We start from the raw sequence: 26,047 nt of genomic DNA, 5'->3' as shown, positions 1-26,047 counted from the left end.
CGGCCGGCAGCTGCTCGCGGATGAAGCTCACCGTCGCCCGCAGCGCGCCGATCGGGCTCAGCTCCGGCGCCTGCCCCAGTCCGGCCAAGCCCGCCGCGCCCGGCGAGCGACCCTCGCCAACCGGTGGTCAACCACGGACGACCCGCCGGCTCAGGACTCCGCGTGCGCCACGGCCAGCTCCACCGCGGCCCCCAGATCGTTCACCCACCGGAAGCCGCGGTCTGCCAGGTGTGCCCAGCCCGGCCCGGCCGTGCCCACTTCGCACCCCAGGGTCCGGAGGCGGGCCGCCAGGAGGTCGTCGGCCGTTGTCGGGGCCATTGACCACAGGAGCACCAGGACCGGGTTGATCCGGGCCGCCAGGTCCGCCACCGTCTCCGCCGGGACCAGCTGTCCCAGGTACGTCACCGGGACCGCCGCCTCGGCCAGCGTTGCCCGCAGGGCCTCGATCGGGAGCGAGTGCCTCTCCGCCGGGCAGCACGCCAGCAGCACCGGGCGGCCCGGCACGGCCGCCGGGAAGCGGCCGCTGAACCGCTCGAACGCCAGGGAGATCTCCGACGTCAGCGCCCACTCCGAGGCGAAACACGCGTCGCCGCGCTGCCAGCGGTTGCCCAAGCCTCGCAGGACCGGGGCCAGCACGTCGGTCCAGGCCGCCGCCGGGCCCAGGGTGCCCAGCGTTTCGTCCAGCAGGCCCGCCACCGATGCGTACCGGAGCTCGTCCGCGGCGTCGGTCAGCTCCCGCGCGCGCCGCGACGCCGGCACCTCGAGCCCGGCCGGTGCGGGGCCGAACGCCGCCTCGGCCGCCTCCCGGACCGGCATCCCGCGGGCGACCAGGCGCTGCATCTGCTGGAGGCGGCGGACGTCCGCGTCCGAATACCGGCGGTGGCGCCCGGCGCCGGCGGGCGGCCCGATCCCGTACCGCGCGCTCCAGCTGCGCAGCGTCACCGGCGACACCCCGAGCAGCTCGGCGACCTTGCCGGGCGCCCAGGCCCCGGGCGGCGCGTCGTTGTCGGGTTCCACCGTGCCCCTTCGCCTCGCGGACCGCGAACTGCCGAAGTTTACCGATCCCCGCGGCGGCCGAACGGCGAAGACACGCAGGCCCCGGCGCCGGACGTTACGAGTGAATTCGCCCGCGGTTGGGTATTTCTGTCCCGGTGCCCGATGAGGAGGGAACCCATGACCGAATTCACCGACGCCGGAGTGGTGATCGTCCGTTGCGCGGGCGAGCTCGACCTCGCTCGCACGCCCGAGCTCCGGGAAGCCCTGCTGGGGCCCATCCGCGCCGGCGCCCGCGGGGTCGTCGCGGACCTGACCGAAACGACCTACTGCGACTCGACCGTCTTCAGCGTGCTGGTCGAGGCCCACCGCGAGGCCACCGCCCGGAACGTGCCCTACGCCATCGCCGCGGAGGAGACCGCGGTCCACCGGCCGCTGCAGATCCTCGGCCTGGACGCGCTGCTGCCGCTGCACCCCGAGCTCGACGCGGCCCAGGCGGCCGTCGCGGGGCGGCCACTGCGGGCACGGGAGACCGCCTAGGGGTGGCGATCACCCCGTCGGCCCTGGTCCGGGACCTCCGCGTTCGCTAGCTTGACGGTGATCGCAGTTTTTCTGCGCCATCGCCGGGCGGCGCCGCGGGGAGCCGCCGGTCCGGCCGTTTCCAGGGGGATCCACCGTGTCCAGAACACCCCTGCGCGGGGTGAGACGGCTCTGCGCCGTGCTCACCGCCGTGCTCACCACCGGCGCCTTCGCCGCGCCGGCCGCCCACGCCGACGGGCCGTCGCTGCTCATCACCGCCTCCGTCGGCGCCGGGCCGCAGCTGGTCGCCAAGCCGTTCCCGATCACGCTGACGCTCACCAACACGACCGACCAGCCGCTGACCAAGGTCACGCTCTGGGACGAGCACCTCGCGGGCTCGTGGCTGTCGATCCAGGACTGGGCCGGCCTCGGCGGCAGCCCGCAGGCCGGTGTCACGATCGACGCCGGGGCCACCCGGACGTTCACGATCACCGCCGCCGTCTGGAGCTGGAACGGCGCGCCGCAGGACCGGTTCCGCGGGCCCGACGCCGAGGGTGGCGAGCTGGCCGTCCCGATGGTCGACCCGACGACGACGCAGGGTCCGGCGTCCGGTGTGCTCTACGGCGACCGGAACGACAACGGCGCCTTCGACGCGGGCGAGGGCCTGCCCGGCGCCGTCGCCTACCTGTACGGCACGAGCTCCGGCAACCCGATCGAGGTCACCACGGACGCCGACGGCCGGTTCGCCTTCACCGGCCTGCCCGCCCAGCGCTACGGCATCTCCAGCCGGAACCTGCCGGACGGCTGGGTCTACGAGGCCGCCACCGAGCAGCGCGTCGACGTCGACGGCAGCGATCCCGGGCCGGTCGTCCAGCTGCGCGCGGTCCGGCCGTTCTCCGAGAAGCTGCACGCGAGCGGCTCGTTCGACCGCGGCACCTACCAGGTGGGCGACAGCGTCCAGGTCACCGTGACCCTGACCAACGTCAGCGGGGACGACCTGCACGGAATTACCACGGGCTGTGACCGCTTCGGGGGCTCCGATCACCTCCTCGGGTGGCCGAGCTGGGCCATCGCCGCGCCGCACGCGATCGATCTGGCCGCGGGCGAGACGCGGACGTTCACCGAGACCGGCACCGTGCCCTCCGCCGCCACCGCGTACGGCTCGTTCTACGTGGCCTGCGACTTCGGGATCGACCCCGAGCCGGTGACCGGACGGCCCACGCTCGACGTCGTCGCCCACGTGCCGGCCCCGCCGGCCGCCACCGGCGGCGTGATCTACCACGACGACAACGGCAACTACACGGTCGACCCGGGCGAGCCGATCACCGGGACGGCGGTCGAGCTGGTCGACCGGGTCGACGGCGCGGTCACCGCCACCGCCTCCTCGGACGCGCAGGGGCACCTGGCGTTCGGGACCGTCCCGGCCGGCCGGTACGAGTTGCGCGTCGACGGGTGGCGAGCGGCCGACGGCGACTATCCGTACGTCACCGTCGGCACCTGTTGGTACTGCGGGGAAGACTGGGCCCTCCGGTACCAGCGCTGACCTCGCCCGGTGGCCCGGCCGCACGCCGGGTCACCGGGGTGCCGGCCCCTCCGGCGTCGCGATCACCCCGGCAGTGACGGAAAACTCGCCGAATTCCCCTGTCCGCCAGACTGCGCCACGGGCCCGGGAGGCCCTAGGGTTCGCATCATGAAGGTCGGCCTGCTCACCCGCGAATACCCGCCGGAGGTCTACGGCGGCGCCGGGGTCCACGTGGAGTTCCTCGCCCGGGAGTTGCGACCGCTGGTCGACCTCGACGTGCACTGCTGGGGCGCGGACCGCCCCGACGCCACCGGGCACACCGATCCGCACGGCTACCGGCAGCCGGCGTTCACGACGATGGACATCGCCGTCTCCATGGCGAACGCGCTCGAAGGCCACGACCTCGCGCACAGCCACACCTGGTACGCGAACCTGGCCGGGCACCTGGCGAAGATGACGCACGGCATCCCGCACGTCGTCACCGCGCACTCGCTGGAGCCGCTGCGGCCGTGGAAGGCCGAGCAGCTCGGCGGCGGCTACCGCGTCTCCTCCTGGATCGAGCGCGAGGCCTACGAAGCCGCGGACGCGATCGTCGCGGTCAGCGGCGGCATGCGCCGGGACGTGCTCGCCGCCTACCCCGCGGTGCCGCCCGAGCGCGTGCACGTGATCCACAACGGCATCGACACCACGCTCTACCGCCCCGACCCGGGCACCGAGGCCCTGGCCAAGCACGGCATCGACCCGGACCGGCCGTACGTGCTGTTCGTCGGCCGGATCACCCGGCAGAAGGGCGTCCCGCACCTCGTCCGGGCCGGCGCGTCGCTGGACCCCGGCGTCCAGCTGGTGCTGTGCGCGGGCGGCGCCGACACGCCCGAGCTCGACGCCGAGTTCCGCGGGCTGGTCGCCGAGCTGGAGAAGACCCGCACCGGCGTCCGCTGGATCCCGGAGATGCTGCCGCGCGGCGAGGTCGTGCAGCTGCTCACGCACGCCGCGGTGTTCGCCTGCCCGTCGGTCTACGAGCCGCTCGGCATCGTGAACCTGGAGGCGATGGCGTGCGGCACGCCGGTGGTGGCCAGTGACGTCGGCGGCATCCCGGAGGTCGTCGACGCCGGCCGCACCGGGCTGCTGGTGCACTACGACGAACAGGACCCGCAGGGGTTCGAGGCGGGGCTGGCCGAGGCTCTCAACGAGGTGGTCGGCGCGGCGGACCGGGCCGCCGCGATGGGTACCGCCGGCCGCGAGCGCGCGGTCGGCGAGTTCGGCTGGAAGGCGATCGCCGAGCGGACGGTCGCCCTCTACGAGGCGTGCGGGAGGTCGCTGTGAACAGCGAATGCCATGTCCTGGGCATCGTGCTCGCGGGCGGGGAGGGCAAACGCCTGATGCCGCTGACGGCGGACCGGGCGAAACCGGCGGTGCCCTTCGGCGGCACCCACCGGCTGATCGACTTCGTGCTCTCCAACCTGGTGCACGGCGGCATCCGGCGGCTGTGCGTGCTGACGCAGTACAAGTCGCACTCGCTCGACCGGCACATCTCGACGACCTGGCGGCTGTCCTCGCTGACCGGCGAGTACGTCACGCCGGTGCCCGCGCAGCAGCGGCTGGGCCCGCGTTGGTACCAGGGCAGCGCCGACGCCATCCACCAGAGCCTCAACCTCGTCCACGACGAGAACCCCGAGTACATCGCGGTGTTCGGCGCGGACAACATCTACCGGATGGACCCGCGGCAGATGCTGGAGGCGCACATCGCCTCCGGCGCGGGCGTCACCGTCGCCGGCATCCGGGTCCCGCGGAAGGAGGCGAGCTCGTTCGGGGTCATCCGGACCACCGACGGCCTGCTGATCGACGCGTTCATGGAGAAGCCCGCGGACCCGCCGGGCCTGCCGGACTCGCCCGAAGAGGCGTACGTGTCCATGGGCAACTACATCTTCACCACGAAGGTGATGCTGGAAGCGCTCTACGCCGACGCCGAAAACGCCGCCTCGCACCACGACATGGGCCGCGACATCATCCCGGCGCTGGTCAAATCGGGCGAAGCCGCCGTCTACGACTTCAACACCAATGTGGTGCCCGGCGAAACCGAACGCGACCACGGTTACTGGCGCGACGTCGGGACCATCGACAGCTACTACGAGGCGCACACCGACCTCATTTCGACGCACCCGATCTTCAACCTCTACAACCGGCGGTGGCCGATCCTGGCCCACCCCGGCCAGCGGGCGGCGGCGAAGTTCGTCGAGGGCGGTTCGGCGAACCAGTCGATCGTCAGCAACGGCTGCATCATCTCCGGGGCCCAGGTGGTCGACTCGGTGCTCTCTCCCGACGTCATCGTCGAGCAGGGTGCGGTGGTGCAGGGCTCGGTGCTGCTCGACGGCGCCCGCGTCGGCCGCGGCGCGGTGGTGCGGCGGGCCATCCTGGACAAGAACGTCGTGGTTCCCGCCGGGGCGCACATCGGTGTCGACCTGGCCCGCGACCGCGGCCACTACCACGTCAGCGAGGGCGGCATCGTCGTGCTGGGCAAGGGGGAACGCGCGATCTGAGCCGCGCCTCAGGAGCGGGTGGCCGCCGAGATCCGCTCGACGACCTGCCGGGGGTCGATCCCCCAGCGCTCGGCGAGCTCGGAGATCGACGCTCCCGCCGCGTACTCGGCGGCGATCATGCTGTTGACGACGCCGGCCACGGTCCACTCCTCGGCCACGGGTGCTCGGGCACCCGGTATGCTACATGTCCGGCGCGGACCGCGAACAACCTGGTGTACGTCACCGCGCGGATTTGTCCGGTTCCCGCGGCGGATTCGGCGGATTAGCCTTAGCGCGCGTCGCATTGAACACGGCGTCGAAGATCGGCGTCGGCTCACCGTCGTCGCGCTTCGGCCGCTCGTCACTCTTTTCCTCTCCCACGGGCCCAGTTTCTGCGACGACCGCCGATTCCGCTGGCACGAACCCGGAAAATCGCCCGGCCGGGGGATCTTGTTTTCGCGCTTTCCCGGTGCCGAAAAAGGATTTCCCGCGCACATTTCCGCAGATGCGGGGAATATCCCGGGCCGTCCGCGGATTGCACCGGGTATGAAGGCAGTCGTCTACCGCCGCCACGGCGGACCCGAGGTGCTGGAACTGTCGGAGCGGGCCGTCGCGGACCCGGGACCGGGCGAGGTGCGGGTCCGGATCGTGGTGTCCGCGGTCAACCCCACGGACTGGAAGGCCCGCAGCGGGCTGCGCGCCGAGCCCGGCGCCGAAATCCCGGAAACCGTGCCCAACCAGGACGGCGCGGGCGTGGTCGACGCGGTCGGCCCGGACGTGACGGAGTTCGCGCCCGGCGACCGCGTGTGGCTGATCATCGCGGGCGCGTACGGGCCCGCGTCGGGAACGGCGCAGGAGTACACGGTGCTGCCGGCCTCGAAGCTGGTCCGGCTGCCGGACGGCGCCGGGTTCGACGAGGGCGCCGGCCTCGGCATCCCGGCCCTGACGGCCCACCGCGCGCTGACGGTCGCCGAGGACGGCCCGGCCCGGCTCTCCCCCGGAGCGTTGGACGGCCGCACGGTCCTGGTCAGCGGCGGGGCGGGCGCGGTCGGCAACGCGGCCATCCAGCTCGCCCGCTGGGCCGGGGCGACGGTGATCGCGACGGTCAGCAGCGTGGAGAAGGAGGCGCTGGCCCGGGCGGCCGGGGCTCAGCACGTGCTGCGGTACCCCGACTCGTCGCTGGGCTCGCAAATCCGCTCGGTCGCTCCGGACGGGGTGGATCTGGTGGTCGAGGTGGCGATGGGGGTCAACGCGAAGCTGCACACGGAGGTGCTGCGGCCGAGGGGCACGGTCGCGACCTACGGCGACGATCGGGGCACCGGCACGGTGAGCCTCGACTTCGGGACGAACCTGTGGCTGAACGCCCGGTACCAGTTCCTGGTGCTGTACACGGTGGGCGAGGACAAGCTGCGCGCGGGCGCGGAGGACATCACGGCGGCCATGGCCGAGGGCGCGTTGCGGCTCGGTGAAGACCGCGGGGTGCCGCTCCACCGCTTCCCGCTGGCGGAAACGGCGAAGGCACACGCGGCCTCGGAGGACGGGATCACGGGGAAGGTGCTGATCGACGTCGGCCCGGCCGACTGACCCGGGCTTCACGCGTTCCGGCCGGCCTTCCTGTCACATGACAGGAAAGCCGGCCAGGGCATCGCGGCCTCCGCCAGCCCGATTTCGTCCAGTACCGCGTGTCCTGCCCCAGCGCCGCGTCACGGTCCCCAAGCCGCACCGCCGGTCCGCGACCACGGCCGGTGGCAGGTCGTCGAGTTCAGCCGTCGATGCGCAGGCCGCGGCGCAGGGCGTCGACCTCGTCGGCGAACATGCGCCGCGAGATCTCGGCCGTCTCGACCATCGAGGAGCCGTGGAAGGTGCCCGGGTAGTGCCGCAGGTCGACGGGCACGCCGGCGTGCGCGAGCCGCTGGGCGTAGGCGATGCCTTCGTCGCGGAGGGGGTCGAACTGGCAGGTGGTCACGAACGCGGGCGGCAGCCCGGCCAGGTCGGTGGCCCGCGCCGGGGCGGCGTAGGGCGAGACGTCCGCGCCGCCCGGTTCGGCGCCGAGGTAGCTCGTCCAGCTGTGGATGGCGTTGGGCCGGTTCCAGATGGGGGTGTCGGTGTAGTCCCGCATCGACGGGGTGTCGAGGCGGTCGTCGAGCTCCGGGATGCCGAGGTACTGGAAGCAGAGCTGGGGGCCACCGCGGTCGCGGGCCAGCAGCGCCACCGCGGCCGAGAGGCCACCACCGGCGCTCTCACCGGCCACGCCGAGGCGGGCGGGATCGATGCCCAGCTCGTCGGCCTTGGCCGCGACCCAGACGAGGGCGGCGTAGCAGTCCTCGACGGGGGCCGGGAAGGGGTGCTCGGGGGCGAGCCGGTAGTCGACCGAGACGATCACGATGCCGAGCTCGTCGACCAGGCGCAGCAGGGCGGGGTGGAACATGTCGAGGTCGCCCATGACGAACCCGCCACCGTGGATGTAGAGCAGCCCGGGCACGGCGGAGGTGCGGTTCGCCGGAGAGTAGATCCGCACGGGGACATCGGGCGCATCGGACGGCCCGGGCACGGCGGTGTCCTGCACGTCGACGGGGTTGGCGGGCTGGTAGGACGGCAGGATTTCGCTGAGCTGCCCCATCGACGACCGCGCGGCCACGAGCGAGGCGTGGTCGGTGAGGGCGACGGCGGGGAGCATGTCGAGCCAGGGCAGCAGCTCGGGATCGATGGCGTAGGTCATGCCCCGATCATCGGCGGTGCGCGTTCGCCCGGGCCACCGCCACGCGGCGGGGGTTGCAGGGAGGAACCTCGCCACCCGGCGGAGGGGGTGGCGGCCTTGTCTTGTCGGCGTCTTGTCGGCGTCTTGTCTGCGGTGCGGCGGTGGGTTGGGCGCGCGGGGTCCGGCGGCGGGGCGCTTGGTGGGCGGAAGTCGCGCTGCCCGGCCGGACCTTGCTCGCCGCCGCGGTGCGGGCGTCGCCTGGGCGGTGCTCGCCATCCGGTGGTGGGCGCGCCTATCGTGGCGGGATGAAAGGCCTGCTGCTGCGGCTGTCCGGGCTCGACGCCGACGCCGAGAACGCCGTGCGGGTGATCGGGTTCTTCGACCGCCTGATCACCGGCCGCTCCGGCGTCGATGCTCTGGTGCGCAGCACCGCCGAGCTCGCCGGGTGTCCCGTCGGCGTGCATGCTCCCGGCCAAGGCTTGTCGCTGCGGGCGGCGCCGGGCCGCGACGTCGTCACCCCGGGTGCGGCGCCGATGGGAGCGGCCACGCGGGCGCTCGAAGGCGGTGTCGTCGTGTGGGTGGCGCGGGACGGCGCGCCCCTCCCCCTCGATGACATGCTGCTCGAACGGTTCGCCATCGCCGCCGCGATCCTGCTGGAGCACTCCGGTGTGCCGCGGCCCGAACTCGGGGATCCCGCGCTGGTCGAGCTGGTGCTGTCCGAGGACACCGGCACCGTCGAACGGTCCCGTGCCCTGCACCTGCTCGGCTTCGGTCCGGCGACCCGGCTGCGGGTGCTCGCGGGCACGGGCGTCGACGCGCTGGCGGGCCGTTCGGCGCGGCTGGGCGGGGTCCGGGCCGTCCTGCTGCCGGGCGAGGTCGCCTCGCTGCCGGAGGGCGCCCGCGCGGGTGTCGGCCCGGCGGGGCCGGCCATCGAGGTCGCCCGGTCGTGGACGGCCGCCCGGACGGCGCTGCGGTTCACCTCCGCGGCGGAGCCGGTCGTGTGGTGGGAACGGCTCGGCGGGCTGGCCGCGCTGGCGGACAAGCTGGCCCCCTCGGAACTCGCGGAGCTGGCCGACGTCCGGGCCCTCGACCGCCTCGCGGCCGAACCCCACGGCGCGGACACGCTGGCGGCGTTGGACGCCTTGTGCGCGACGGGTTCGGCCCGCAAGGCCGCCGCGGCGCTGCACCGTCACCACAGCACGATGCCGGCCCGGCTCGCGCGCGCGGAGGCGGTGCTGGGCTTCGAGGTCGACTCGCCGGCCGGACGGTTCCGCCTCCACCTGGCTCTGGTCCTGCGGCGGTTGCGGGACAACGCCGACCTCGGCTGACCGCCCCGAGTGGCCCCGGGGCAACGCCGGCTCGGCCGACCGTCCTCGGCAGACTCGGCGAGCGCCAAGCCGATGCCGTTCGTCCTCAGTGGACTCAGCGGATCCGGGACAACGCCCGCCTCGGCCGAGCATCCGGGCCCCGGGTCGAGACCGGGCGCGGGCTCAGCCCACCCTCAACGGCCGGCGCGCTCGCCGCACCAAATCCTCCGCCGCGGCCGGCCATTCCGGGTAGCCGAACGAGAATCCCGCCTCCGTCAGCCGGCCCGGGATCACGCGGCGGCTCTTCAGCAGCAGCTCCGTGTCGCTGCGGAGGACGAATGCGCCGATCTCCGCCATCCACTTCGTCGCCGGCAAACCCACCGGCATCCCCGCCGCCGCTCGCAGAGCGCGCAGGAAGTCGCGGTACGGCAACGGTTCCGGGGCCGCCAGGTTCACCGGGCCGCTGATCTCCTCCCGCTCCATCAGGAAGCCGATCGCGCGGACCAGGTCGTCCTCGTGGATCCACGACATGTACTGCCCGCCGCCCGCGACCGGGCCGCCGAGGCCCCAGCGCGTCAGGCGCAGGAGCATCGCCAGCGCTCCGCCGGGCTCCGGGCTCATCACCATCGCCGTGCGCAGCGCCACCTTGCGGGTGCCCGGGGTCTCCGCTTCGCGCTGCTCGCGCTCCCACGCCTTGGCGATGTCGACGCTGGAGGACCAGTAGGCCGGCACGTCCGGCTCGTCGCCGCCCAGTGCTCCGGTGGTTTCGTCGTTCGGCGCGTCGAACCGGTGCGCGTAGATCGTGGCCGTGCTCATCTGCAGCCACACCCGCGGCGGCCGGGCCGCGCGGGCGATCGCGCCGCCGACCACCCGCGCCGAGTCGACGCGGGAGTCCAGCATCTCGCGCAGGTTCTCCGGCGTGTACCGGCAGTTCACCGACCGGCCGGCCAGGTTGAGGACGACGTCGCTGCCGTCGACCTCCGCCGTCCAGGGGCCCGGACCGCGGCCGTCCCAGAGGACGTGCCGCACGTCCGGCTCCGGCCGGGCTTCCCGCCGGGTCAGCACCACGACCTCGTGCCCCTGCTCGACCAGCGCGCGGCTCAGCACCCGGCCCAGATGCCCGGTGCCGCCCGGAATCACGACCTTCATGGTCTCGACCGTACCGCAGGAGTTGAACATGTTCAATTGTCACGAACCGTCATCGCCGGGAGGCGCGACCCGACCGCCACCGCAGAGGCCGCTCAAGATCGCCGACAACCCCCGCGGAAGATCACGGGACGGTTTCCGCCATTCGGCCGAACGGGTCGGAAAAGCAGCAGGTCACGGTCGCGCATCGGAACTTTTTCGGCGTGAAACGACGTCGCCGCGACTCGATCCCGCGCGCGTAACACGCCGGGCCGCCCCTGACAAGGGACCTCGGACCTTCGCAGTCGGGCCGGTCGCCCGGGGAGAGGATCGCCGGGGAATTCGCACACTCATCGTGACGGTCCACACCGGACCAGCCGGACCGCGACCGAGCCCGGCCTTCCCGATGGAACAGCTCCCAGGAGAACCTCATGCGCAAGATCAGCAAGCGGTCCGCGATCGTCCTCGGTGCCGCCGGAGCGGTGGTCGTCGCCGGTGTCGCCTACGCGGCCTGGACGAGCACCGGCAACGGCACCGGCTCGGTGTCGTCGACCACGTCGGTCAACTCGGCGATCACGCCCGCGGGTTCGGGCAGCGCCCTCTACCCGGGCGGCGGCACCGACTTCACCGTGACCGTCGACAACCCGAACGACTACCCCGTCGTGGTCACCGGGATCAGCGCCGGCTCCTCGAACGCGGTCAACGGCTGCGCCGCGGGCACCGTCACGAGCGCCGTCCCCGCGGACACCACCGGCACCATCGCGGCCGGTGGCTCCAAGACCTACACCCTGCACGCGACGATGAACGCCAACGCCACCGACGCCTGCAAGAGCCAGACCTTCGTGCTGCCGCTCACCGCCACCCTCGCCTCGAACGCCTCCTGATCGACGGCGGGGCGGTGCGCCAACCACCGCCCCGCCCTTCCCTGGAAGGACCCCGATGTCCAGGTGGCGGAGCAGCGTTCCGGCGGGCGCGCTCGCGGCCGTCGTGATCACGTGGTTCGCGATCGGCCCCACGCCGGTGGCGAACACCGCGAACGGCAACGGCATCAAGCAGTTCGGCATCGCCGACGTGCCCGGCCGGGCCACCGCGCTGGTGCCCGGCGCGACGGGGACCCGGTGGATCCGGCTGGCCAACGCCGAGAACTTCCCCATCCTCGTCCAGACCGTGACGGCCGCGGTCGGCAAACCCGTCGACAGCCGGGGCCGCCCGGTCCCGGCCTGCCCGGCCACCTCGGTGCAGGTCGACCCGCTCGCCCGGCCGGTGCCGGTGCCCCGTGACGGCACCGCCGACGTCGCCCTCACCACCCGCATGCTGCCCGGCACCCCCGAGGCGTGCCGGTCGCTCACCTTTCCGTTGACGTACACAGGAACGGCGGTCAAGCCATGAAGAACCCGACCCTGCGCCGCGTGCTCGTGGTCACCACGGTGGTCGGCGCGACGCTGGGCGGCGGGATCGCCGTCGCGGCGTGGACGAGCTCCGGTTCCGGGGCGGCGAACGCGAAGGCAGGAACGGCGGCCGCGCCGACGACCGGGACGGTGCCGGCCTCGGCCCTCACGAGCGGGCCGCTCTACCCCGGCGGTCCGGTGGGCGACGCCAAGATCCTGGTCGGCAACCCGAACCCGTACCCGGTCAAGGTCAGCACGATCGTGGCGAACGGGACGCCGACGGGAGCCAACGGCACCGGCACCTGCACGACGACCGGCGTGAGCTGGACCGCGCAGTCGCCCAACGCGCCGGTGCCCGCGGGCGGAAGCACGACCCTCACGCTGACGGGCGCGGTCTCGATGAGCACGGCTTCCGACGACGGCTGCCAGGGCGCGGTGTTCACGATCCCGGTGACGGTCACGGTGGTGAGCGGATGAGCGCGCCGCGGGTGGTCTTCGCGGCCGCGATGGTGGCGGCCGCGTGGACCACGGTGATCACCGGCTTGACCGGGACCGGCGCGGCGCGAGCGGAGGCGGCCTGGCTGAAGTCCGGCCCCGGCACCGGGTATGCGGCGGGGCTCAAGCTGCAGACGCCCGGCCAGCCGGTCGTCGACTCGGCGAAGTGCAACAACGGCAACGGCAGCGGTCCCTCGGCCACGCTCCACTGGACCTCCCCGACCCCGTTGCCGCCCGGGTTCGAGCTCCTCACCGCGAGCACGGCGGGCGGCCCGGTTTCCACCGCGGGCACCGCCACGACCACTTCGGCCACCATCCCCCTGCCCGGCAACAACAAGGTCTACGTGAGCGTGCGCGCCACGGCCGGTTCCTGGAAGGGGACGCGCTCTCCGGAGGTGGCCGCCTGCTGATTCCGGAACACCCCTCGAACCCTGCAACGCAAAGGAATGAACCATGCTGGAAAGACTGCGCTCCGCCCGCGCCGACGAAGACGGCTTCACCCTGATCGAACTGCTCATCGTCGTCGTGATCCTGGGCGTGCTCGCCGGGGTCGTCGTGTTCGCCGTGCAGGCGTTCAACGGCGACGGCAAGGCCGCCGCGTGCAACGCCGACTGGAAGAGCGTCGAGACCGCCAACGAGGCCTACTACGCCAAGACCGGCAGCTATGCCGCCAGCCCGGCCGCGCTGAAGACCGCCGGTTACCTGAAGGACGAGCCGTCGACCACCAACGGCTACACGATCTCCATCACCGCCGGGGTCGTCACGGCCGCCGGCGCCTGCACCCACTGAACCGTTCCGTGGGGGTGGGCGACCCACCCCCACGGACGCACCTCGCCCCGGAGGGAAACCATGCCCACCCAGATCGGCAGCCGCGTCGACGGCCTGCTCGAGGCCTTGTGGCACGCGCGTGGCACCGACCTGCTGCTCACCGCCGGACTGCCGCCCCAGCTGCGCGTGCACGGCGACCTCTCCGCGGTCCCCGGCCAGCCCGTCCTCACCGGTGAGGACACCCGCGCCCTGCTCGCCGAGCTCCTCACCGACGACCAGGCCCTCGCCTGGCGCGCCACCCGCGAATTCGACTTCTCCTTCGGCTGGCGCGACGAAGCCCGCGTCCGCGGGAACGCCTTCACCCAGCGCGGCGAGACCGTCGTCGCGCTGCGGATGATCCCGCGCCGCATCCCCGGCATGGCCGATCTCGGCCTGCCGCCCGTCCTCGCCGACTTCGCCCGCCGGCACCAGGGTCTCGTGCTCGTCACCGGGCCGACCGGCTCCGGGAAGTCGACCACGCTCGCCGCCGTCATCGACCGGATCAACTCCGAACGCGCCTGCCACATCCTCACCGTCGAGGACCCGATCGAGTACGTCCACGAGCACCGGCGCTCCGCGGTCAACCAGCGCGAGGTCGGCACCGACACCGAATCCTTCCCCGCCGCGCTGCGCAGCGCCCTGCGCGAGGACCCCGACGTCCTGCTGGTCGGCGAGATGCGCGACCTCGAGTCGATCCGCTTCGCCCTCACCATCGCCGAGACCGGGCACCTCGTCTTCGCCACCTTGCACACCAACGACACCGCGCAGTCCCTAGCGCGGATGATCGACGTCTTCCCGGCCGGGCAGCAGGAGCAGGTTCGCGTGCAGCTCGCCGCTGCCCTCACCGGGATCGTGTACCAGCGGCTGCTCCCCCGCATCGGCGGCGGCCTCGTCGCCGCCTTCGAGGTCCTGGTGGCCAACACCGCCGTCCGCAACCTCATCAAGGAGGGCAAGCCGCACCAGCTGCGCAACGCGCTGGTGACCGGGCGCCGCGAAGGCATGGTGACGCTGGAGCAGTCGCTGTCCCAGCTCGTCGCCGCCGGACTCGTCACCCCCGCCGACGCCGCCGCGCGCAGCCTCCACCCGCAGGACATCGCCCCGCGGCCCCGGAGCGTGCCGGCATGAGACTCCGCACCCGGACCGTCGACCTCCGCACGGTGACCCCGGACCGCGCCGCCGCCGACCTGCTCGGCGAGGCGCAGGCCCGCGAACTTTGCGCCATCCCGCTGGCCGTCCGCGACGACACCGTGCTGGTCGCGGTGGCCGACGCCGCCACCGCCCCGGCGCTGCAGCAGGCGCTCGGCCGGCCGGTGACCGTCGCCGTCGCCGGACGCGCGGACATCCTGGCCACCATCGGCCGCACCTACCGCGCGCTCACCGGCGTCGACCAGCAGATCAAAGCGTTCGAAGCCCGCGACGCCGTCCGCCGCGACGCGGCCCGCACCGAAGCGCCGGCCACCGCGAACGACGATGCGCCCGTCGTGCACGTCGTCGCCCTGATGATCAAGCAGGCGCTGCGCGACCGCGCGTCCGACATCCACGTCGAGCCGCAGGCCGAGCGGATCCGCGTCCGCTACCGCATCGACGGCGTCCTCCACGACGTCCTCGACCTGCCCGGCTCGATGGGGCCCGCGGTGACCAGCCGGATCAAGATCCTCGCCGGCATGAACATCGTCGAGCGCCGCCGCCCGCAGGACGGCCAGATCAGCATGGACGTCGAAGACCGCCCGGTGGACATCCGGGTGGCCAGCACGCCGGTCGTCGGCGGCGAGAAGGTCGTGCTGCGGCTGCTGGACAAGAGCCGCCCGCTGTTCCGGCTGCGCCAGCTCGGGATGCCGGAGGAGATGGCCGCGCGCTACACGTCGGTGCTGCAGTCGCCCTACGGCATGGTGATCTGCGCCGGGCCCACCGGCAGCGGCAAGACCACGACGCTCTACGGCTCGCTGAGCGAGCTCGACAGCAGCGAGCGCAACATCATGACCATCGAGGACCCGGTGGAGTACACCATGTCCTCGATCAACCAGATCCAGATCAACGAGCAGACCGGCGTCACCTTCGCCGACGGCCTCAAGTCGATCCTGCGCCAGGACCCGGACGTCATCCTGGTCGGCGAGGTCCGGGACGTCGACACCGCGCGCATCGCCGTGCAGTCCGCGCTGACCGGCCACTTCGTGCTCTCTTCGCTGCACGCCACCGACGCCGCGTCGGCGCTGCACCGGCTCCTGGACATGGGGATCGAGAACTTCCTCGTGGCGTCCTCGGTCACCGCGGTGCTCGCCCAGCGGCTCGTCCGGCGGATCTGCGCGCGCTGCAGTGAGTACTACGAACCGTCCGCCGAGGAGATGTCCTTTTTGGACGCCCTGGGTGCGGACGGCCCGGCGGGCGGGTTCGTCCGCGGGGCCGGCTGCAACTTCTGCGCGCAGACCGGGTTCCTCGACCGCACCGGCGTCTACGAGCTGATGCCGGTCAGCGAAGGCATCCGCACGCTGGTGCTGGAGAGCGCGCCGCACCGCGAGGTGCACGAACTGGCCCGCAAGGAAGGCATGCGGACGCTGCAGGACGAGGCCCTGCGGCTGGTGGCCGAGGGCGTCACCACCCCGGCCGAGGTGCTGCGGTCGATCTACCTCACCGGAGGGGCCCGATGAACCGGTACGCCTACGTCGCCACCGGCCCGGACGGGCAGCGCACCCGCGGGGTGCAGAAGGCCGCCGACGCCGATTCCGCCGTCCTCGCGCTGTACGAACGCGAACTGCGCGACATCGAGATCACCGAGAAGAAGAGCGTGCTGAGCCTGGAGCTGACCGCGCCGCGGGTCAAGCTCGAGGTCGTCATGCACCTCTCCCGCCAGCTCGGCGCGTTCGTCCGGGCCGGGCTCCCGCTGATCGACGCGGTTCACATCCTCGGCGAGGAGGCCGCGAACTCCTCGGTGGCCCGGATGCTGCGGGACGTCGGGCAGGGCCTGCGCGGCGGCGACCGGCTGTCGGACTGCATCGACCGGCACCCGAAGATCTTCCCCGAGTTCTACCGCGAGATCCTGCGCTCGGCGGAGCTCACCGGGCAGCTCGACGTCGTCCTCGACCAGCTCGCCGGCTACCTCGAGCGCGACCTCGAAGCCCGGCGCAAGATCAAGGCCGCGCTGATCTACCCGGCGATGATCGCGCTGATGTCGGTCGTCACCGTCGTCGTGCTCGCCACCTTCGTCCTCCCCCGGTTCAAGTCGTTCTTCGCCAGCCTGAACGCGAAGCTGCCGCTGCCGACGCGGATGCTGCTGGCCGTCACCGACTTCCTCGGCCACTGGTGGTGGGCGCTACTGGCCGGGCTGTTCGCCGGCATCGCGGGGTACCTGGTCGCCGTGCGCACGCCCGGCGGCCGGTACGCCCGCGACCGCGCGCTGCTCGGCGTCCCGGCGATCGGCCCGACCGTGCGGCACGCGCTGGTCGAGCGGTTCTGCCGGATCCTGTCGTCGATGGTGAGCGCCGGGGTGCCGCTGCCGGAGGCCCTGCGGGTCGCGACGGACTCGCTGCGCAACCGCGTGTTCATGCGCGCGCTCGGCCGGGTCGCGCAGGCGGTGCTCAACGGCGAGGGCCTGGCCCGCCCGCTCACCGGCTCGGGACTGTTCCCGGTGACCGCCGCGCAGATGATCCGGGTCGGCGAGGACACCGGCACGCTCGACACCCAGCTCGAGGTGACCGCCCAGTACTACGAGAGCGAGCTGGACTACCGGCTGAAGAAGCTCACCGCGCTGTTCGAGCCGGCCGTCATCGTCGTGATGGGGCTGGTCGTCGGGTTCGTCGCGGTCGCGCTCGTCTCGGCGATGTACGGCATCTTCGGCCAGGTGCACCTCTGATGGGCACCGGCGACCGGGGCGAGAGCCTCCTCGAACTGCTGGTCGCGGTGGCGATCCTGGGCGTGGCCGTCCTCGCGGTCGTCGGCGGGATCGGGGTGAGCGCGTTCATGTCCGACGTCCACCGCAAGCAGGCGACGGCCGGGGCCGGGGTGCGCGACTTCGGCGAGGCCGTCCTGGCGGGCGGGTACTTCCCGTGCGCCGCGCCCGCGAAGTACGCCGCGCCCGCCGGATTCACCGTGCCGTCCGGGTTCACCGGCTCGGTGACGTCGGTGAAGTACTGGACCGGCTCGGCGTGGTCGGCGACCTGCGGCACCGACAGCGGGCTGCAGCAGGTGACCCTCCAGGTCGCCAGCGTCGACGGGCGGGCGAGCGAACGCCTGGAGGTCGTGGTGCGCAAGCGGTGCGGGCTCGGGGAGGCGCTGTGCTGAGCCGCCGGTCCGACGCCGGGTTCACGCTCATCGAACTGCTGGTCGTCGTCGTGATCCTCGGAGTGGTCGCCGCGCCGATCGCCAACGCGGTGATCGTCTCGATCCGCAACACCGATGCGACGTCGGCCCGCCTGGCCGTGTCGCACGACGCCCAGCAGAGCTCGGCGTTCTTCGCCCAGGACGTCGCCGCGGTCGGGCTGCGCGACTATTCGGGCCAGGTCGCGAACGGCCAGGTCCCGTACTCGCCGTCGGTCCAGCTCGGCGCCGCCTACGACAGCGGCGGGCAGGTGTGCGGCACGGCCGCGACGCCGGTTTCGTTGGTGCGCCTGCTGTCCGACGACTGGGACACCGGCACGCCGACCGCGACCCGGCGGACCGCGATCGTCGCCTACTACCTCGCCGGGACCGAGCTGCACCGCCTGCGCTGCCTGGATTCCGCGCCCTCGTCGGACTCGGTCGTCGCACACAACGTCGTCCCGGGCACACCCGCGATCACCTGCTCGAGCCCGTGCACCGCCGCGGCCGTCCCGCTGTGGGTGAAGTTCACCTTCACCGCCGTGGCGCCCCGCGCCGACCCCTACCCCATCACCCTGTTCGGGCAACGGAGGCAGACATGACCCGCCGGTGGAAGGGCGACGACACCGGGGCCGCGCTGCCGCTGGTGCTCGTGCTGGTCACGGTGATCGCGGTGGTGCTCGGCGCGCTGCTGTCGTTCGCCGACACCAGCGTCCGCACCACGGTGAACCTGCGCGACCAGGCGGCGTCGGCCTACACGGCCGACGGGGCGCTGCAGGCGGGGATCAACGCGATCCGCACCAGCACGTTCACCGGCGCGCCCGGCGAACACTGCTTCGGCGCGTCGGACACGCTGACGCTGCCGAACTTCGGCAGCGCCGGCTCGGCCGCCGTGTCGTGCACCGCCGATCCGGCGAAAGTGCAGATCCAGTGCCCGTCCCTGAGCGTGTGCAACCGGCCGGGCAACGCGATCCTCACCCTCGGGACCGGCGGCGAGGACGGGCTCACCATCCAGCAGCCGACCGGGTCGTCGTTCAAGGTGCACGGCATCGTGTACTCGAACTCGAACATCCGCGTGGTCAACGGCGCGCTCGACACGAACACCGCGGTGTACGCCCGCGGCGCCTGCTCGGGCACGATCCGGAGCACGCCCGCGACGTCCTGCGGCTACGGCGGGTCGAGCCTCGGCGCGGACCCCGGCTACGCGCCGGCGTTGACGTCCGTACCGCCGCGCCAGGCGCTGCCGCTGTGCACCAGGTCCGGCTCGCTGGTGACGTTCCAGCCCGGGTTCTACGACGACGCGGCCGGGCTGTCGGCGATGATGTCGAGCAGCAGCAAGTGCAAGGACAGCACGTTCTGGTTCACGCCCGGCACGTACTACTTCGACTTCCGCAACAGCGCCTCGGTCCGGCCGCCGTCGCTGCTCGCCGGCGACGACGTGTGGACGATCGACAACGGCTACCTGGTCGCGGGCACGCCGGTGGACGAGAGCGGGCGGATCATCGCCAAGCCGCCGGTCCCGGCGAAGATCCCCGGTGCCTGTGACAACCCGATCGACGACGCGAAGGCGGTCGGCGTCCAGTTCGTCTTCGGCGGCGACAGCCGGCTGGCGGTGAAGGCGGGGCAGGCGGAGATTTGCGGAACGTACCGTGCGGACCGGCCGCCGGTGGCCGTGTACGGGCTGACCTCGGGCGCGGAATCTCCGGTGACGGCGACGCTCGGCCCCGGTTCGGTGACCGGCGGCTTCACCGGCACGGCAGCCTCTCTGTCCACGGTGGACGACACCGGCGCGATATGGGTTTCGCCTGGCAAGGGTGGCGGCAGTGCCGCGCTGACCGCAACCGGCTTCGCCCCCGCCGCGGTGCCGCCCGCCGGGACGATCCTGACTTCGGCGAAGATCCGCGTCACCCACCGCAACGACCAGGGCGCGAACAAGGACACCCGCACCGCCCAGTTCACTCCCGCGGGCAGTTCGCCAATCACGCTGAGCTTGTCCACGCCGAGCGATGGCACGCCCGCGACCGACGTCACCGACGTGACGAACCAGCTGGCGCAGGCGGTGTACGACGGCACCTTCACCGGCGGGCAGCTGAGCTACGGCGTGACCGTGAAGCACGAGGGCACGGAACTGGTGGATGCGCTGCAGCTGGAGCTCACCTACACCCCGCCCGCGTTGCGCGCGGAGAGCGGGTGCACCCAGCTCATGTACAGCAGCAGCGCGGCGTGTGCGTTGGTCACGACGGTGAACAACTCCGGGAACCGGTTCTACGTGCAGGGGACGACGTACGCGCCCAAGGCCGTCCTGGACGTCACGCTGAACAACGCGACCGAGCCGATCTTCCGCTTCGGCGTCATCGCGCGGTCGTTGTGGGTGAAGGAGACCGGGAGCGTGACGTTCACCGGGGCGGTCATCGAGGTGCCGGACGACTCGCCCGGGTTCGTCTTCGGGGTCTACCTCTCGGCGTACGTGTGCGCGGGTTCGGCCACCTGCGCGCCGGGTGGTGTTCCGGCCGCCCGCGCGCGGGTGGCCTATGTGGACGGTGATCCGACGAATCCGGTGCCGGGAGCGCGTCAGGTGTCGGTGCTGAGCTGGTCGGGGAACCGGTGACCGGTCAGGCCAGGCCGGTCAGCCGCTGGTAGGCGTCGCCGAGCGGGCCGGCCGCGAAGATCGCCAGGAGGGCGGCGGCGATCATGAACGGCCCGAACGGCAGCGCGGTCTTGCGGCCGCCCTTGCCGGTGGCCAGCACGACGACGCCGGCGAGGGCGCCGAGCAGGAAGCCGCCGAACGCCCCGATCAGCAGCGTCCCCCAGGAGAGGTAGGCGAGGATCCCGCCGAGGAGGCCCGCGAGCCGGACGTCGCCGAAGCCCATGCCGGCCGGGTAGGCCAGCGCGAGGAGGAGGTAGAAGGCGAACAGGGCGGCGCCGCCGATGCCGGCGCGGGCGAGTGACCACCAGTCGCCGCGGTACCAGGCCGACGCCGTCAGCAGGACCACCAGGACGGGGTAGGACGGCAGCACGATCGCGTTCGGCAGGCGACGGCAGTCGAGGTCGATGACGGCGAGTGCGACGCCGATCGCGCCGAAGTAGAGGAAGGCGGGCAGGTCCGGCGGGTCGAGCCGCAGGGCCAGGAGCGCGAAGAGGACTGCGGTGGCGAGCTCGACGAGGGGGTACCGGACGCTGATCCGGGTACCGCAGGCGGCGCACCGGCCGCGCAGCGCGAGCCAGCCGAAGACGGGGACGTTGTGCCGGGCCTTGATGTCCTGCCCGCAGCCGGGACACCGCGACGGCGGGCGGACCACGGACTCGCCGCGCGGCACCCGGTGGATCACGACGTTGAGGAACGACCCGACGACCAGGCCGAGCACCGCCGCCGCCACGACCAGCACCGCCATCGGCTCCTCCGGGGTTGGGACCGCCGCCGATCTTGCCGGACCCACCCCCACCCCGCGACCGGACACCACCCACCCTCGTCCTCGAATGGACGCGCGGCGGCAGACCGGGGTGGGCGACGGGCTGGGTGGGGGCAGCAGGCTGGGTGGGCCCGGCTGCGGTAAAAGCGTCCCGGGGGTGGGCGTGCGGGCCTACAGTCTTGGAAATGACCGCCGCTGCCGGGTTGAGGGTTGTTGCCGGGGTGGATGGGTCGGGCGAGTCGCTCGATGCCGTTCGGTGGGCTGCCCGGGCCGCCCGGCTTCGGGGTGCTCCGCTCGAGATCGTGCATGCCCTCGACGTCCCCGCCCTTCTCGCCGGGGGTGTGGTGCCTCCGCCCGAGGAGATGGTCGACGCCCTGCGGGCCCGCGGGCGCCGGGCGCTGCGGACCGCTCAGGAACTCGCCGCCGCGCAAGGGGTGCCCGATGCCGCCACGCGGCTCGATCCCGATCGCGCCGCCCAGGCGCTGGTCGAGGCCTCGCGGTCCGCCGCGCTGCTCGTCGTCGGGTCCACCGGGCACGGCAGGCTCACCAGCCTGCTCGCCGGGTCGGTCGCCGCCGCCGTCGGGACGCATGCTCGCTGTGACACCGTTGTCGTGCGCGGGGACAGCTGGGACGAGCCCGGCGCCGCCTCGCGACCCGTCGTCACCGGGATCGACGGCAGCGAGGCCGGTGCCCGCGTCCTGGCGACCGCCGTCGCCGAAGCGCGGGCGCGGCGAGCTCCGCTGATCGTCCTGCACGCCTGGGCGGACAGTCCGCCGCCGCACCGGGATCCCCGGTGCGTCGCCGAGGCCGGACGCCGGCTGCTCGGCGAACGGGTGGACGCCCACGACACCGGGGACGTCGCCGTCGAACAGATCGTCGTCCACGCCCATCCGCGCAAGGAACTGCTCGAACGCAGCGGCGCCGCCCAGCTGGTCGTCGTCGGCGACCGCGGCCGCGGCGGCTTCCCCGGGCTGCTGCTCGGCTCCACCTGGCAGGCTCTGCTGCACCATGCCGCCTGCCCCGTCCACCTGGTCCGCACCACCACCTGAAGGGAAGCGGAACGGAAGCGGCACCGGGCAGGATCACAAGATGCGAGAGGGAGGAAGAAAGATGAAGACTGCGGTACGGGCCGGGCTGGTCGCGTTGCTGGCCGGTGCAACGGTGCTGGTGACGCCGGCCGAGGCGGCGACGATCGTCCAGCGGACGGCCATCTGCAAGGCGGGCGGCTTCAGCGGCACGTTCACGCTCCGGTACGAGACCGACGGCAGCTACCACCGCATCATCAGCGGGTACACCACGTCGGGGCCGTACATCGGCGACGTCGCGGGCAAGGTCTCCCTGCGGATCTCCTACCGCGCCGGCTCGGCGACGCACACGGTGTACTCCCAGACGGCGGCGACGACCGGGAACACCACCTTCACGATGCCGTCGACCACCGCCGTGCCGACCATGTACGCGGGCACCGCGGCCGCGACCTTCGACAACGGCACGAGCTCCTGCACCGCGACGGTGCCGATCAGCTAGCCGCCTGCTCGAGGGCCGCGCGCAGGATCGCGCGGGCCGAACCGGCGAGGACCTCGGCCGCCTGGGGGCGGTCGAGGCCGCCGATGTCGGTGAGCCACACCAGGGACTCGATGCCCGTCGCCGAGCGGATGGCCACCGCCAGCGCGTGGACGTCCAGCGTGTCCGCCAGCGGGGCCAGTGCCTCCTCGATCCAGCGGATCGCCCGGCCGCGCCGCAGCACCGGTTGCGGTGCGCCGGGCTCAAGGGACAGCCGCAGCTGCGCGCGCAGCTGGGGCTCCCAGCGCAGGGTGAACTCGAGGAACGCCCGCATCACCAGGTCGAGGCGGGCGGCCGGGTCGGCGGGCGCGTCCGGGGGCAGCAGGCCCGCGTCGCCGGAGATCTCCGGGTACGCCGCCAGCAGCAGTGCGCGCTGGTTCGGGAAGTACCGGTAGGCCGTGGTGCGGGAGATCCCGGCCGCTTCGGCGGCGTCCTCGACCGTCGGGGAGACGCCGTTCGCGAGCAACTCGTGCGCTGCCGCGACCAGTGCCGCGCGCGTCCGGCCCTTCTGCCTGCTGCGGCCCGTGGACTCATACGGTACCTCCATGCCATCATGGTACTCACGTCCCACGAAGGAGGCGGCCATGACCGGTGACCCGGCCGAAACGAATCCCGAGCTGTACCGGGTGGTCTTCGAAAACGAGCGGGTGCGGGTCCTGGAGTACCAGGACACCCCCGGCGACCGGACCGCCCCGCACCGCCACCCCGACACGGTGATGGTCACGCTGAGCGCGTTCAGCCGCCGGATCTCCGCCGGCGGCCGCGAGGTCGGCGTCGAACTGCCCGCCGGTGCGGTGCGCTGGGTCGCGGCCCAGGAGCACGCGGGCGAGAACGTCGGCGCCACGCCGACGCACGCGATGTTCGTCGAGCTCAAGGAACCCCGCCCCGGCGGCGCCGTCGCGGGCACCGCCCTGGGCCCCGGCGGACCGTGACCCGGGGCGGTTCCGTGATCAGCAGCTCGAGTGCTGGATGGTCTTGAAGATGTTGACAGCGCTGAAGAGCGACGCGTCGTAAGTGAAGTGCTTCGTCCAGAAGTAGCGCGGCGGCGGGTTGCCGTCGTCCATCCGCGGGCTGTCGAACGTGCCCGCCGAGAACAGCTTCGTCCCGGCCGTGGTCTTGAAGTCGAAGCTGGAGTGCCAGACGTCGCCGGAGTGCGTCTGGAACGTCAGCGTCGTCGCGCTCCAGTCACCCGTGCCGTCCGACCGGATGACCATGGTGCCGTTGTCCTGCTCGCAGTCTCCGACGTGCAGCTGGCCCCAAGTGGCACTTTTCACCTCGAGGACCGCCGCGGTGTGCGCCGGTGCGGCGCTCGCCGCCGGCGCGCCCGCCAGCACCGCCGCGCCCGTCGCCGCGAGGGCGAAAACCGGTGCGAGACCCCGAATCATGCGTTTCATGGACTTCCTCCCGAAGAACCGGTGGCCGCGGACCCTCCCGGTCCGCGCCTGCCGAGCTTCGCAGCGCCCGTCGACAATCCATCGACAGTTCGTCGACGCAGATTCACCCGGGCGTCGGATGTATCCCACGGCGTCCGGCCCGCTCCTGTACGCCGGAGCGCGCGGGATACCCGCGTCGCGGAGGGGCGGGCATGGGCGGGGTGGACCTCGGGGTGCTGGGACCGTTCGAAGTGCGGCTGGACGGCGAGCCGCGGGACGTCGGGGGCCCGCGCCTGCGGACCCTGCTGGCCGTGCTGACCGCCGAGGCGGGCCGGGTGGTCAGCGTTCCCGCGCTGGGCCGCGCACTGTGGGGCGAGGAGGCTCCCGCACACGCGGACCGCACGGTGCGGACGTACCTCTCGCGGCTGCGCGGCACGGTCGGCGCGGAGGCGATCCGCACCCGGCCGCCGGGCTACGTTCTGCACCTCGCGCCGGAGGCCCTCGACGCCGCGCGGTTCGAACAGCTCGCCGCCGACGGACGGCGGGAGCTGGCCGCCGGGGAGCCCGCGGCCGCCCGGGAGCGGCTGGCCGCCGCGCTGGACCTGTGGCGCGGCCACACCGCCTACGAGGAGTTCGGCGACGTCGAAACCCTGGCGGCGGAAGGAAAGCGGCTCGACCGGCTGCGGCACAACGCCGTCCAGGACCGGATCGACGCCGACCTCGCGCTCGGCGAGGACACCGGGCTGATCGCCGAGCTGGAGGCGCTGACCGCCGCGTTCCCCGGCCACGAACGGCTGTGGGCGCAGCTGATGACGGCGCTCTACCGGGCCGGGCGGCAGAGCGACGCCCTGGAAGCGTTCCGCCGGGCGCGGCACGGGCTGATCACCGCGTCCGGGGTGGAGCCGTCCCCGGTGCTGGCGCAGGTGCACCGCCAGGTGCTCGCCCACCACCCGGCGCTGCTCGCCACCCGGGCGGCCGCGGTGGTGACCGACGACGCCCTCACCGCGGGCGAGCACGCCCTGCTCGAGGACGGCGACCTCCGGACCAGCCGGGAGCACTTCGAAACCGCCTACGTGCGGGCCGAACGAGCCGGGGAACCGGCCGCCCTCGCCCGCGCGGCCCTCGGCCTGGGCGGGGTGTGGGTGCACGAACACCGGACGGCCGTCGCGGCGGCGTCCCTGCTGACCCGGCTGCGGCACGCCATGGAGCAAGTGGCTCCGGGCTCAGCACTGGAACTCCGGCTGCAGGCCCGGCTCGCGGCCGAACTGGACTACGAGGCCGGCACGCACGAGCGCGTCCTCGCGGCGGCCGCGCGGACGCGGGCGGCGGGCGACCCGGTCGCGCACGCCGAGGCGCTGAGCCTGGCCCACCACTGCCTGCTCGGCCCGGACCACGCCGCGCTGCGGCAGGCACTGGCCACCGAACTCGTCGGGGTGCGCACGGGCCGGCGCACCGACCTGGTGATGGGCGTGCTGTGGGACACCGTCGACCGGTTCCTGGCCGGCGACCCGCACGCCGAGCGGCGCCTCGGCGAGCTCGACGACCTGCTGGCCGAGCGCAAGCACCTGGCGGCAGGGTTCGTGGCCGACGCGCTCAAGGTCATGCTGGCCATCCGCGCCGGCCGGTTCCGCGAGGCCGAAGCCGGGGCGCAGGCCTGCGCCGAAGTGGGCCAGGCCGCGGGCGACTTCGACGCGCTGGGCTGGTACGGCGCGCAGCTGGTGGCGATCCGGTGGTTCCAGGGCCGGCTCGGCGAGCTGGTCCCGGTGCTGGACGGCCTGATGCACTCCCCGACGCTCAGCCCGATCGACAACTCGTACTACGCGGCCCTCGCGGTGGCGGCCGCCTCGGCCGGCGACCGCCGCACGGCCGCGGGCGCGCTGGCCCGGCTGTGCGGCGAAGACCTGGGGGCGCTGCCGCGGTCGAGCACTTGGCTGACGTCGCTGTCGGGGGCCGCGGAAACGGCGTACCTGCTCGACGACCGCGCGACGGCGGCGCGGGTCCACGAGCTGCTGGCGCCGTTCGGGCAGCTGCCGGCGATGGCGAG

At 73.1% G+C, this 26,047-nt stretch carries 29 protein-coding genes; 21 read left to right on the top strand and 8 right to left on the bottom strand.

Annotated features, from left to right (window positions below; genetic code table 11):
* Positions 1 to 150: 150 nt before the first annotated feature.
* The gene (locus ACWEVN_RS28905; RefSeq protein ID WP_452053394.1) at positions 151 to 1,017 is read right to left on the bottom strand and encodes a MerR family transcriptional regulator; all 867 of its coding nucleotides are present in this window, start codon (positions 1,015 to 1,017) and stop codon (positions 151 to 153) included.
* 156 nt (positions 1,018 to 1,173) lie between these two features.
* Between ACWEVN_RS28905 and ACWEVN_RS28900 the strand changes: the two genes are divergently transcribed.
* The 4 genes from ACWEVN_RS28900 to glgC all read left to right on the top strand — a co-directional run bounded on the left by ACWEVN_RS28900 (position 1,174) and on the right by glgC (position 5,571).
* A complete protein-coding gene (locus tag ACWEVN_RS28900) occupies positions 1,174 to 1,533 on the top strand; it encodes an STAS domain-containing protein (RefSeq protein ID WP_452053393.1) in 360 nt (119 codons plus the stop codon).
* 136 nt (positions 1,534 to 1,669) lie between these two features.
* A complete protein-coding gene (locus ACWEVN_RS28895; RefSeq protein ID WP_452053392.1) occupies positions 1,670 to 3,055 on the top strand; it encodes an MSCRAMM family protein in 1,386 nt (461 codons plus the stop codon).
* A gap of 147 nt (positions 3,056 to 3,202) precedes the next feature.
* Positions 3,203 to 4,357: a glycogen synthase gene (gene glgA, locus ACWEVN_RS28890; RefSeq protein ID WP_449687203.1), complete on the top strand. Its 1,155-nt coding sequence runs from the start codon at positions 3,203 to 3,205 to the stop codon at positions 4,355 to 4,357.
* On the top strand, positions 4,354 to 5,571 hold the full coding sequence (gene glgC / locus ACWEVN_RS28885) for a glucose-1-phosphate adenylyltransferase (RefSeq protein WP_310976176.1): 1,218 nt from the start codon (positions 4,354 to 4,356) through the stop codon (positions 5,569 to 5,571). Before glgA ends, glgC begins: the two co-directional genes overlap by 4 nt.
* An 8-nt stretch (positions 5,572 to 5,579) precedes the next feature.
* Here the strand turns inward: glgC and ACWEVN_RS28880 are convergent, their stop codons facing one another.
* The gene (locus tag ACWEVN_RS28880) at positions 5,580 to 5,729 is read right to left on the bottom strand and encodes a hypothetical protein (RefSeq protein ID WP_449687204.1); all 150 of its coding nucleotides are present in this window, start codon (positions 5,727 to 5,729) and stop codon (positions 5,580 to 5,582) included.
* Positions 5,730 to 5,790: 61 nt separating this feature from the next.
* The gene (locus ACWEVN_RS28875; protein ID WP_310976177.1) at positions 5,791 to 5,931 is read right to left on the bottom strand and encodes a hypothetical protein; all 141 of its coding nucleotides are present in this window, start codon (positions 5,929 to 5,931) and stop codon (positions 5,791 to 5,793) included.
* Between the two features lie 165 nt (positions 5,932 to 6,096).
* Here ACWEVN_RS28875 and ACWEVN_RS28870 point away from each other — a divergent pair, with 165 nt between their 5' ends.
* Positions 6,097 to 7,134, top strand: coding sequence for an NADPH:quinone reductase (locus tag ACWEVN_RS28870; RefSeq protein ID WP_452053391.1), 1,038 nt, complete (start codon positions 6,097 to 6,099; stop codon positions 7,132 to 7,134).
* A gap of 178 nt (positions 7,135 to 7,312) precedes the next feature.
* On the opposite strand, the gene ACWEVN_RS28865 is transcribed toward ACWEVN_RS28870, so the two are convergent.
* Positions 7,313 to 8,269, bottom strand: coding sequence for an alpha/beta hydrolase (locus tag ACWEVN_RS28865; protein ID WP_452053390.1), 957 nt, complete (start codon positions 8,267 to 8,269; stop codon positions 7,313 to 7,315).
* 284 nt (positions 8,270 to 8,553) lie between these two features.
* Here ACWEVN_RS28865 and ACWEVN_RS28860 point away from each other — a divergent pair, with 284 nt between their 5' ends.
* Positions 8,554 to 9,576 (top strand): helix-turn-helix domain-containing protein, encoded by a 1,023-nt coding sequence (locus ACWEVN_RS28860; protein WP_452053389.1) that lies wholly within the window; start codon positions 8,554 to 8,556, stop codon positions 9,574 to 9,576.
* Between the two features lie 162 nt (positions 9,577 to 9,738).
* Here ACWEVN_RS28860 and ACWEVN_RS28855 read toward each other — a convergent pair whose 3' ends face one another.
* A complete protein-coding gene (locus ACWEVN_RS28855) occupies positions 9,739 to 10,704 on the bottom strand; it encodes a TIGR01777 family oxidoreductase (RefSeq protein ID WP_452053388.1) in 966 nt (321 codons plus the stop codon).
* 407 nt (positions 10,705 to 11,111) lie between these two features.
* Here ACWEVN_RS28855 and ACWEVN_RS28850 point away from each other — a divergent pair, with 407 nt between their 5' ends.
* Genes ACWEVN_RS28850 through ACWEVN_RS28800 form a run of 11 tightly spaced genes read left to right on the top strand, consistent with a single transcriptional unit; the run spans position 11,112 to position 20,268 of the window.
* A complete protein-coding gene (locus ACWEVN_RS28850) occupies positions 11,112 to 11,564 on the top strand; it encodes a hypothetical protein (protein ID WP_449687209.1) in 453 nt (150 codons plus the stop codon).
* A gap of 55 nt (positions 11,565 to 11,619) precedes the next feature.
* Entirely contained in the window at positions 11,620 to 12,069 is a 450-nt protein-coding gene (locus ACWEVN_RS28845) for a hypothetical protein (RefSeq protein ID WP_449687211.1), read from the top strand.
* Positions 12,066 to 12,545: a hypothetical protein gene (locus tag ACWEVN_RS28840; RefSeq protein WP_449687212.1), complete on the top strand. Its 480-nt coding sequence runs from the start codon at positions 12,066 to 12,068 to the stop codon at positions 12,543 to 12,545. The genes ACWEVN_RS28845 and ACWEVN_RS28840 overlap by 4 nt, the downstream gene beginning before the upstream one ends.
* Positions 12,542 to 12,973: a hypothetical protein gene (locus tag ACWEVN_RS28835; RefSeq protein WP_449687213.1), complete on the top strand. Its 432-nt coding sequence runs from the start codon at positions 12,542 to 12,544 to the stop codon at positions 12,971 to 12,973. The genes ACWEVN_RS28840 and ACWEVN_RS28835 overlap by 4 nt, the downstream gene beginning before the upstream one ends.
* A 43-nt stretch (positions 12,974 to 13,016) precedes the next feature.
* Positions 13,017 to 13,352 carry a competence type IV pilus major pilin ComGC gene (locus tag ACWEVN_RS28830; protein ID WP_449687215.1) on the top strand — a complete coding sequence of 112 codons (336 nt, stop codon included), beginning with the start codon at positions 13,017 to 13,019 and terminating at the stop codon, positions 13,350 to 13,352.
* A 60-nt stretch (positions 13,353 to 13,412) separates the two neighbouring features.
* Positions 13,413 to 14,495 carry a type IV pilus twitching motility protein PilT gene (locus ACWEVN_RS28825; protein ID WP_449687216.1) on the top strand — a complete coding sequence of 361 codons (1,083 nt, stop codon included), beginning with the start codon at positions 13,413 to 13,415 and terminating at the stop codon, positions 14,493 to 14,495.
* Complete coding sequence (locus ACWEVN_RS28820) at positions 14,492 to 16,015, top strand: GspE/PulE family protein (protein WP_452053387.1); 1,524 nt, start codon at positions 14,492 to 14,494, stop codon at positions 16,013 to 16,015. The genes ACWEVN_RS28825 and ACWEVN_RS28820 overlap by 4 nt, the downstream gene beginning before the upstream one ends.
* The gene (locus ACWEVN_RS28815) at positions 16,012 to 17,217 is read left to right on the top strand and encodes a type II secretion system F family protein (protein ID WP_452053386.1); all 1,206 of its coding nucleotides are present in this window, start codon (positions 16,012 to 16,014) and stop codon (positions 17,215 to 17,217) included. The genes ACWEVN_RS28820 and ACWEVN_RS28815 overlap by 4 nt, the downstream gene beginning before the upstream one ends.
* Entirely contained in the window at positions 17,217 to 17,645 is a 429-nt protein-coding gene (locus ACWEVN_RS28810) for a type IV pilus modification PilV family protein (RefSeq protein WP_449687219.1), read from the top strand. Before ACWEVN_RS28815 ends, ACWEVN_RS28810 begins: the two co-directional genes overlap by 1 nt.
* A complete protein-coding gene (locus ACWEVN_RS28805; protein WP_452053385.1) occupies positions 17,639 to 18,262 on the top strand; it encodes a prepilin-type N-terminal cleavage/methylation domain-containing protein in 624 nt (207 codons plus the stop codon). Before ACWEVN_RS28810 ends, ACWEVN_RS28805 begins: the two co-directional genes overlap by 7 nt.
* Positions 18,259 to 20,268 (top strand): hypothetical protein, encoded by a 2,010-nt coding sequence (locus ACWEVN_RS28800; RefSeq protein WP_452053384.1) that lies wholly within the window; start codon positions 18,259 to 18,261, stop codon positions 20,266 to 20,268. Before ACWEVN_RS28805 ends, ACWEVN_RS28800 begins: the two co-directional genes overlap by 4 nt.
* 4 nt (positions 20,269 to 20,272) lie before the next feature.
* On the opposite strand, the gene ACWEVN_RS28795 is transcribed toward ACWEVN_RS28800, so the two are convergent.
* A complete protein-coding gene (locus ACWEVN_RS28795; protein ID WP_452053383.1) occupies positions 20,273 to 21,052 on the bottom strand; it encodes a prepilin peptidase in 780 nt (259 codons plus the stop codon).
* 203 nt (positions 21,053 to 21,255) lie between these two features.
* Between ACWEVN_RS28795 and ACWEVN_RS28790 the strand changes: the two genes are divergently transcribed.
* Both ACWEVN_RS28790 and ACWEVN_RS28785 read left to right on the top strand, forming a co-directional pair.
* Positions 21,256 to 22,119, top strand: a complete 864-nt coding sequence (locus tag ACWEVN_RS28790; protein ID WP_452053382.1) for a universal stress protein — start codon at positions 21,256 to 21,258, stop codon at positions 22,117 to 22,119.
* 61 nt (positions 22,120 to 22,180) lie between these two features.
* Positions 22,181 to 22,594: a hypothetical protein gene (locus tag ACWEVN_RS28785; RefSeq protein ID WP_452053381.1), complete on the top strand. Its 414-nt coding sequence runs from the start codon at positions 22,181 to 22,183 to the stop codon at positions 22,592 to 22,594.
* Here ACWEVN_RS28785 and ACWEVN_RS28780 read toward each other — a convergent pair.
* Positions 22,587 to 23,177, bottom strand: a complete 591-nt coding sequence (locus ACWEVN_RS28780; RefSeq protein ID WP_452053380.1) for a TetR/AcrR family transcriptional regulator — start codon at positions 23,175 to 23,177, stop codon at positions 22,587 to 22,589. The genes ACWEVN_RS28785 and ACWEVN_RS28780 overlap by 8 nt on opposite strands.
* A gap of 37 nt (positions 23,178 to 23,214) precedes the next feature.
* On the opposite strand from ACWEVN_RS28780, the gene ACWEVN_RS28775 reads away from it, so the two are divergent.
* Positions 23,215 to 23,562: a cytoplasmic protein gene (locus tag ACWEVN_RS28775; RefSeq protein ID WP_310976197.1), complete on the top strand. Its 348-nt coding sequence runs from the start codon at positions 23,215 to 23,217 to the stop codon at positions 23,560 to 23,562.
* Positions 23,563 to 23,580: 18 nt separating this feature from the next.
* On the opposite strand, the gene ACWEVN_RS28770 is transcribed toward ACWEVN_RS28775, so the two are convergent.
* A complete protein-coding gene (locus tag ACWEVN_RS28770; protein ID WP_452053379.1) occupies positions 23,581 to 24,024 on the bottom strand; it encodes a DUF6294 family protein in 444 nt (147 codons plus the stop codon).
* A 191-nt stretch (positions 24,025 to 24,215) separates the two neighbouring features.
* Here ACWEVN_RS28770 and ACWEVN_RS28765 point away from each other — a divergent pair.
* On the top strand, positions 24,216 to 26,047 hold a 1,832-nt coding region (locus tag ACWEVN_RS28765), incomplete at its 3' end, for a BTAD domain-containing putative transcriptional regulator (RefSeq protein ID WP_452053378.1).

This window comes from Amycolatopsis sp. NPDC003861 (assembly GCF_053605405.1).
This window is presented reverse-complemented; position numbering and strand designations above follow the sequence as displayed.

Bases quoted from the DNA above. Each gene is read 5' to 3' on its own strand.
- ACWEVN_RS28900 (WP_452053393.1), top strand. From the start codon at position 1,174: ATGACCGAATTCACCGACGCCGGAGTGGTGATCGTCCGTTGCGCGGGC.
- glgA (WP_449687203.1), top strand. From the start codon at position 3,203: ATGAAGGTCGGCCTGCTCACCCGCGAATACCCGCCGGAGGTCTACGGC.
- ACWEVN_RS28870 (WP_452053391.1), top strand. From the start codon at position 6,097: ATGAAGGCAGTCGTCTACCGCCGCCACGGCGGACCCGAGGTGCTGGAA.
- ACWEVN_RS28865 (WP_452053390.1), bottom strand. From the start codon at position 8,269: ATGACCTACGCCATCGATCCCGAGCTGCTGCCCTGGCTCGACATGCTC.
- ACWEVN_RS28860 (WP_452053389.1), top strand. From the start codon at position 8,554: ATGAAAGGCCTGCTGCTGCGGCTGTCCGGGCTCGACGCCGACGCCGAG.
- ACWEVN_RS28855 (WP_452053388.1), bottom strand. From the start codon at position 10,704: ATGAAGGTCGTGATTCCGGGCGGCACCGGGCATCTGGGCCGGGTGCTG.
- ACWEVN_RS28850 (WP_449687209.1), top strand. From the start codon at position 11,112: ATGCGCAAGATCAGCAAGCGGTCCGCGATCGTCCTCGGTGCCGCCGGA.
- ACWEVN_RS28845 (WP_449687211.1), top strand. From the start codon at position 11,620: ATGTCCAGGTGGCGGAGCAGCGTTCCGGCGGGCGCGCTCGCGGCCGTC.
- ACWEVN_RS28840 (WP_449687212.1), top strand. From the start codon at position 12,066: ATGAAGAACCCGACCCTGCGCCGCGTGCTCGTGGTCACCACGGTGGTC.
- ACWEVN_RS28835 (WP_449687213.1), top strand. From the start codon at position 12,542: ATGAGCGCGCCGCGGGTGGTCTTCGCGGCCGCGATGGTGGCGGCCGCG.
- ACWEVN_RS28830 (WP_449687215.1), top strand. From the start codon at position 13,017: ATGCTGGAAAGACTGCGCTCCGCCCGCGCCGACGAAGACGGCTTCACC.
- ACWEVN_RS28825 (WP_449687216.1), top strand. From the start codon at position 13,413: ATGCCCACCCAGATCGGCAGCCGCGTCGACGGCCTGCTCGAGGCCTTG.
- ACWEVN_RS28820 (WP_452053387.1), top strand. From the start codon at position 14,492: ATGAGACTCCGCACCCGGACCGTCGACCTCCGCACGGTGACCCCGGAC.
- ACWEVN_RS28815 (WP_452053386.1), top strand. From the start codon at position 16,012: ATGAACCGGTACGCCTACGTCGCCACCGGCCCGGACGGGCAGCGCACC.
- ACWEVN_RS28810 (WP_449687219.1), top strand. From the start codon at position 17,217: ATGGGCACCGGCGACCGGGGCGAGAGCCTCCTCGAACTGCTGGTCGCG.
- ACWEVN_RS28800 (WP_452053384.1), top strand. From the start codon at position 18,259: ATGACCCGCCGGTGGAAGGGCGACGACACCGGGGCCGCGCTGCCGCTG.
- ACWEVN_RS28795 (WP_452053383.1), bottom strand. From the start codon at position 21,052: ATGGCGGTGCTGGTCGTGGCGGCGGCGGTGCTCGGCCTGGTCGTCGGG.
- ACWEVN_RS28790 (WP_452053382.1), top strand. From the start codon at position 21,256: ATGACCGCCGCTGCCGGGTTGAGGGTTGTTGCCGGGGTGGATGGGTCG.
- ACWEVN_RS28785 (WP_452053381.1), top strand. From the start codon at position 22,181: ATGAAGACTGCGGTACGGGCCGGGCTGGTCGCGTTGCTGGCCGGTGCA.
- ACWEVN_RS28780 (WP_452053380.1), bottom strand. From the start codon at position 23,177: ATGGAGGTACCGTATGAGTCCACGGGCCGCAGCAGGCAGAAGGGCCGG.
- ACWEVN_RS28775 (WP_310976197.1), top strand. From the start codon at position 23,215: ATGACCGGTGACCCGGCCGAAACGAATCCCGAGCTGTACCGGGTGGTC.
- ACWEVN_RS28770 (WP_452053379.1), bottom strand. From the start codon at position 24,024: ATGAAACGCATGATTCGGGGTCTCGCACCGGTTTTCGCCCTCGCGGCG.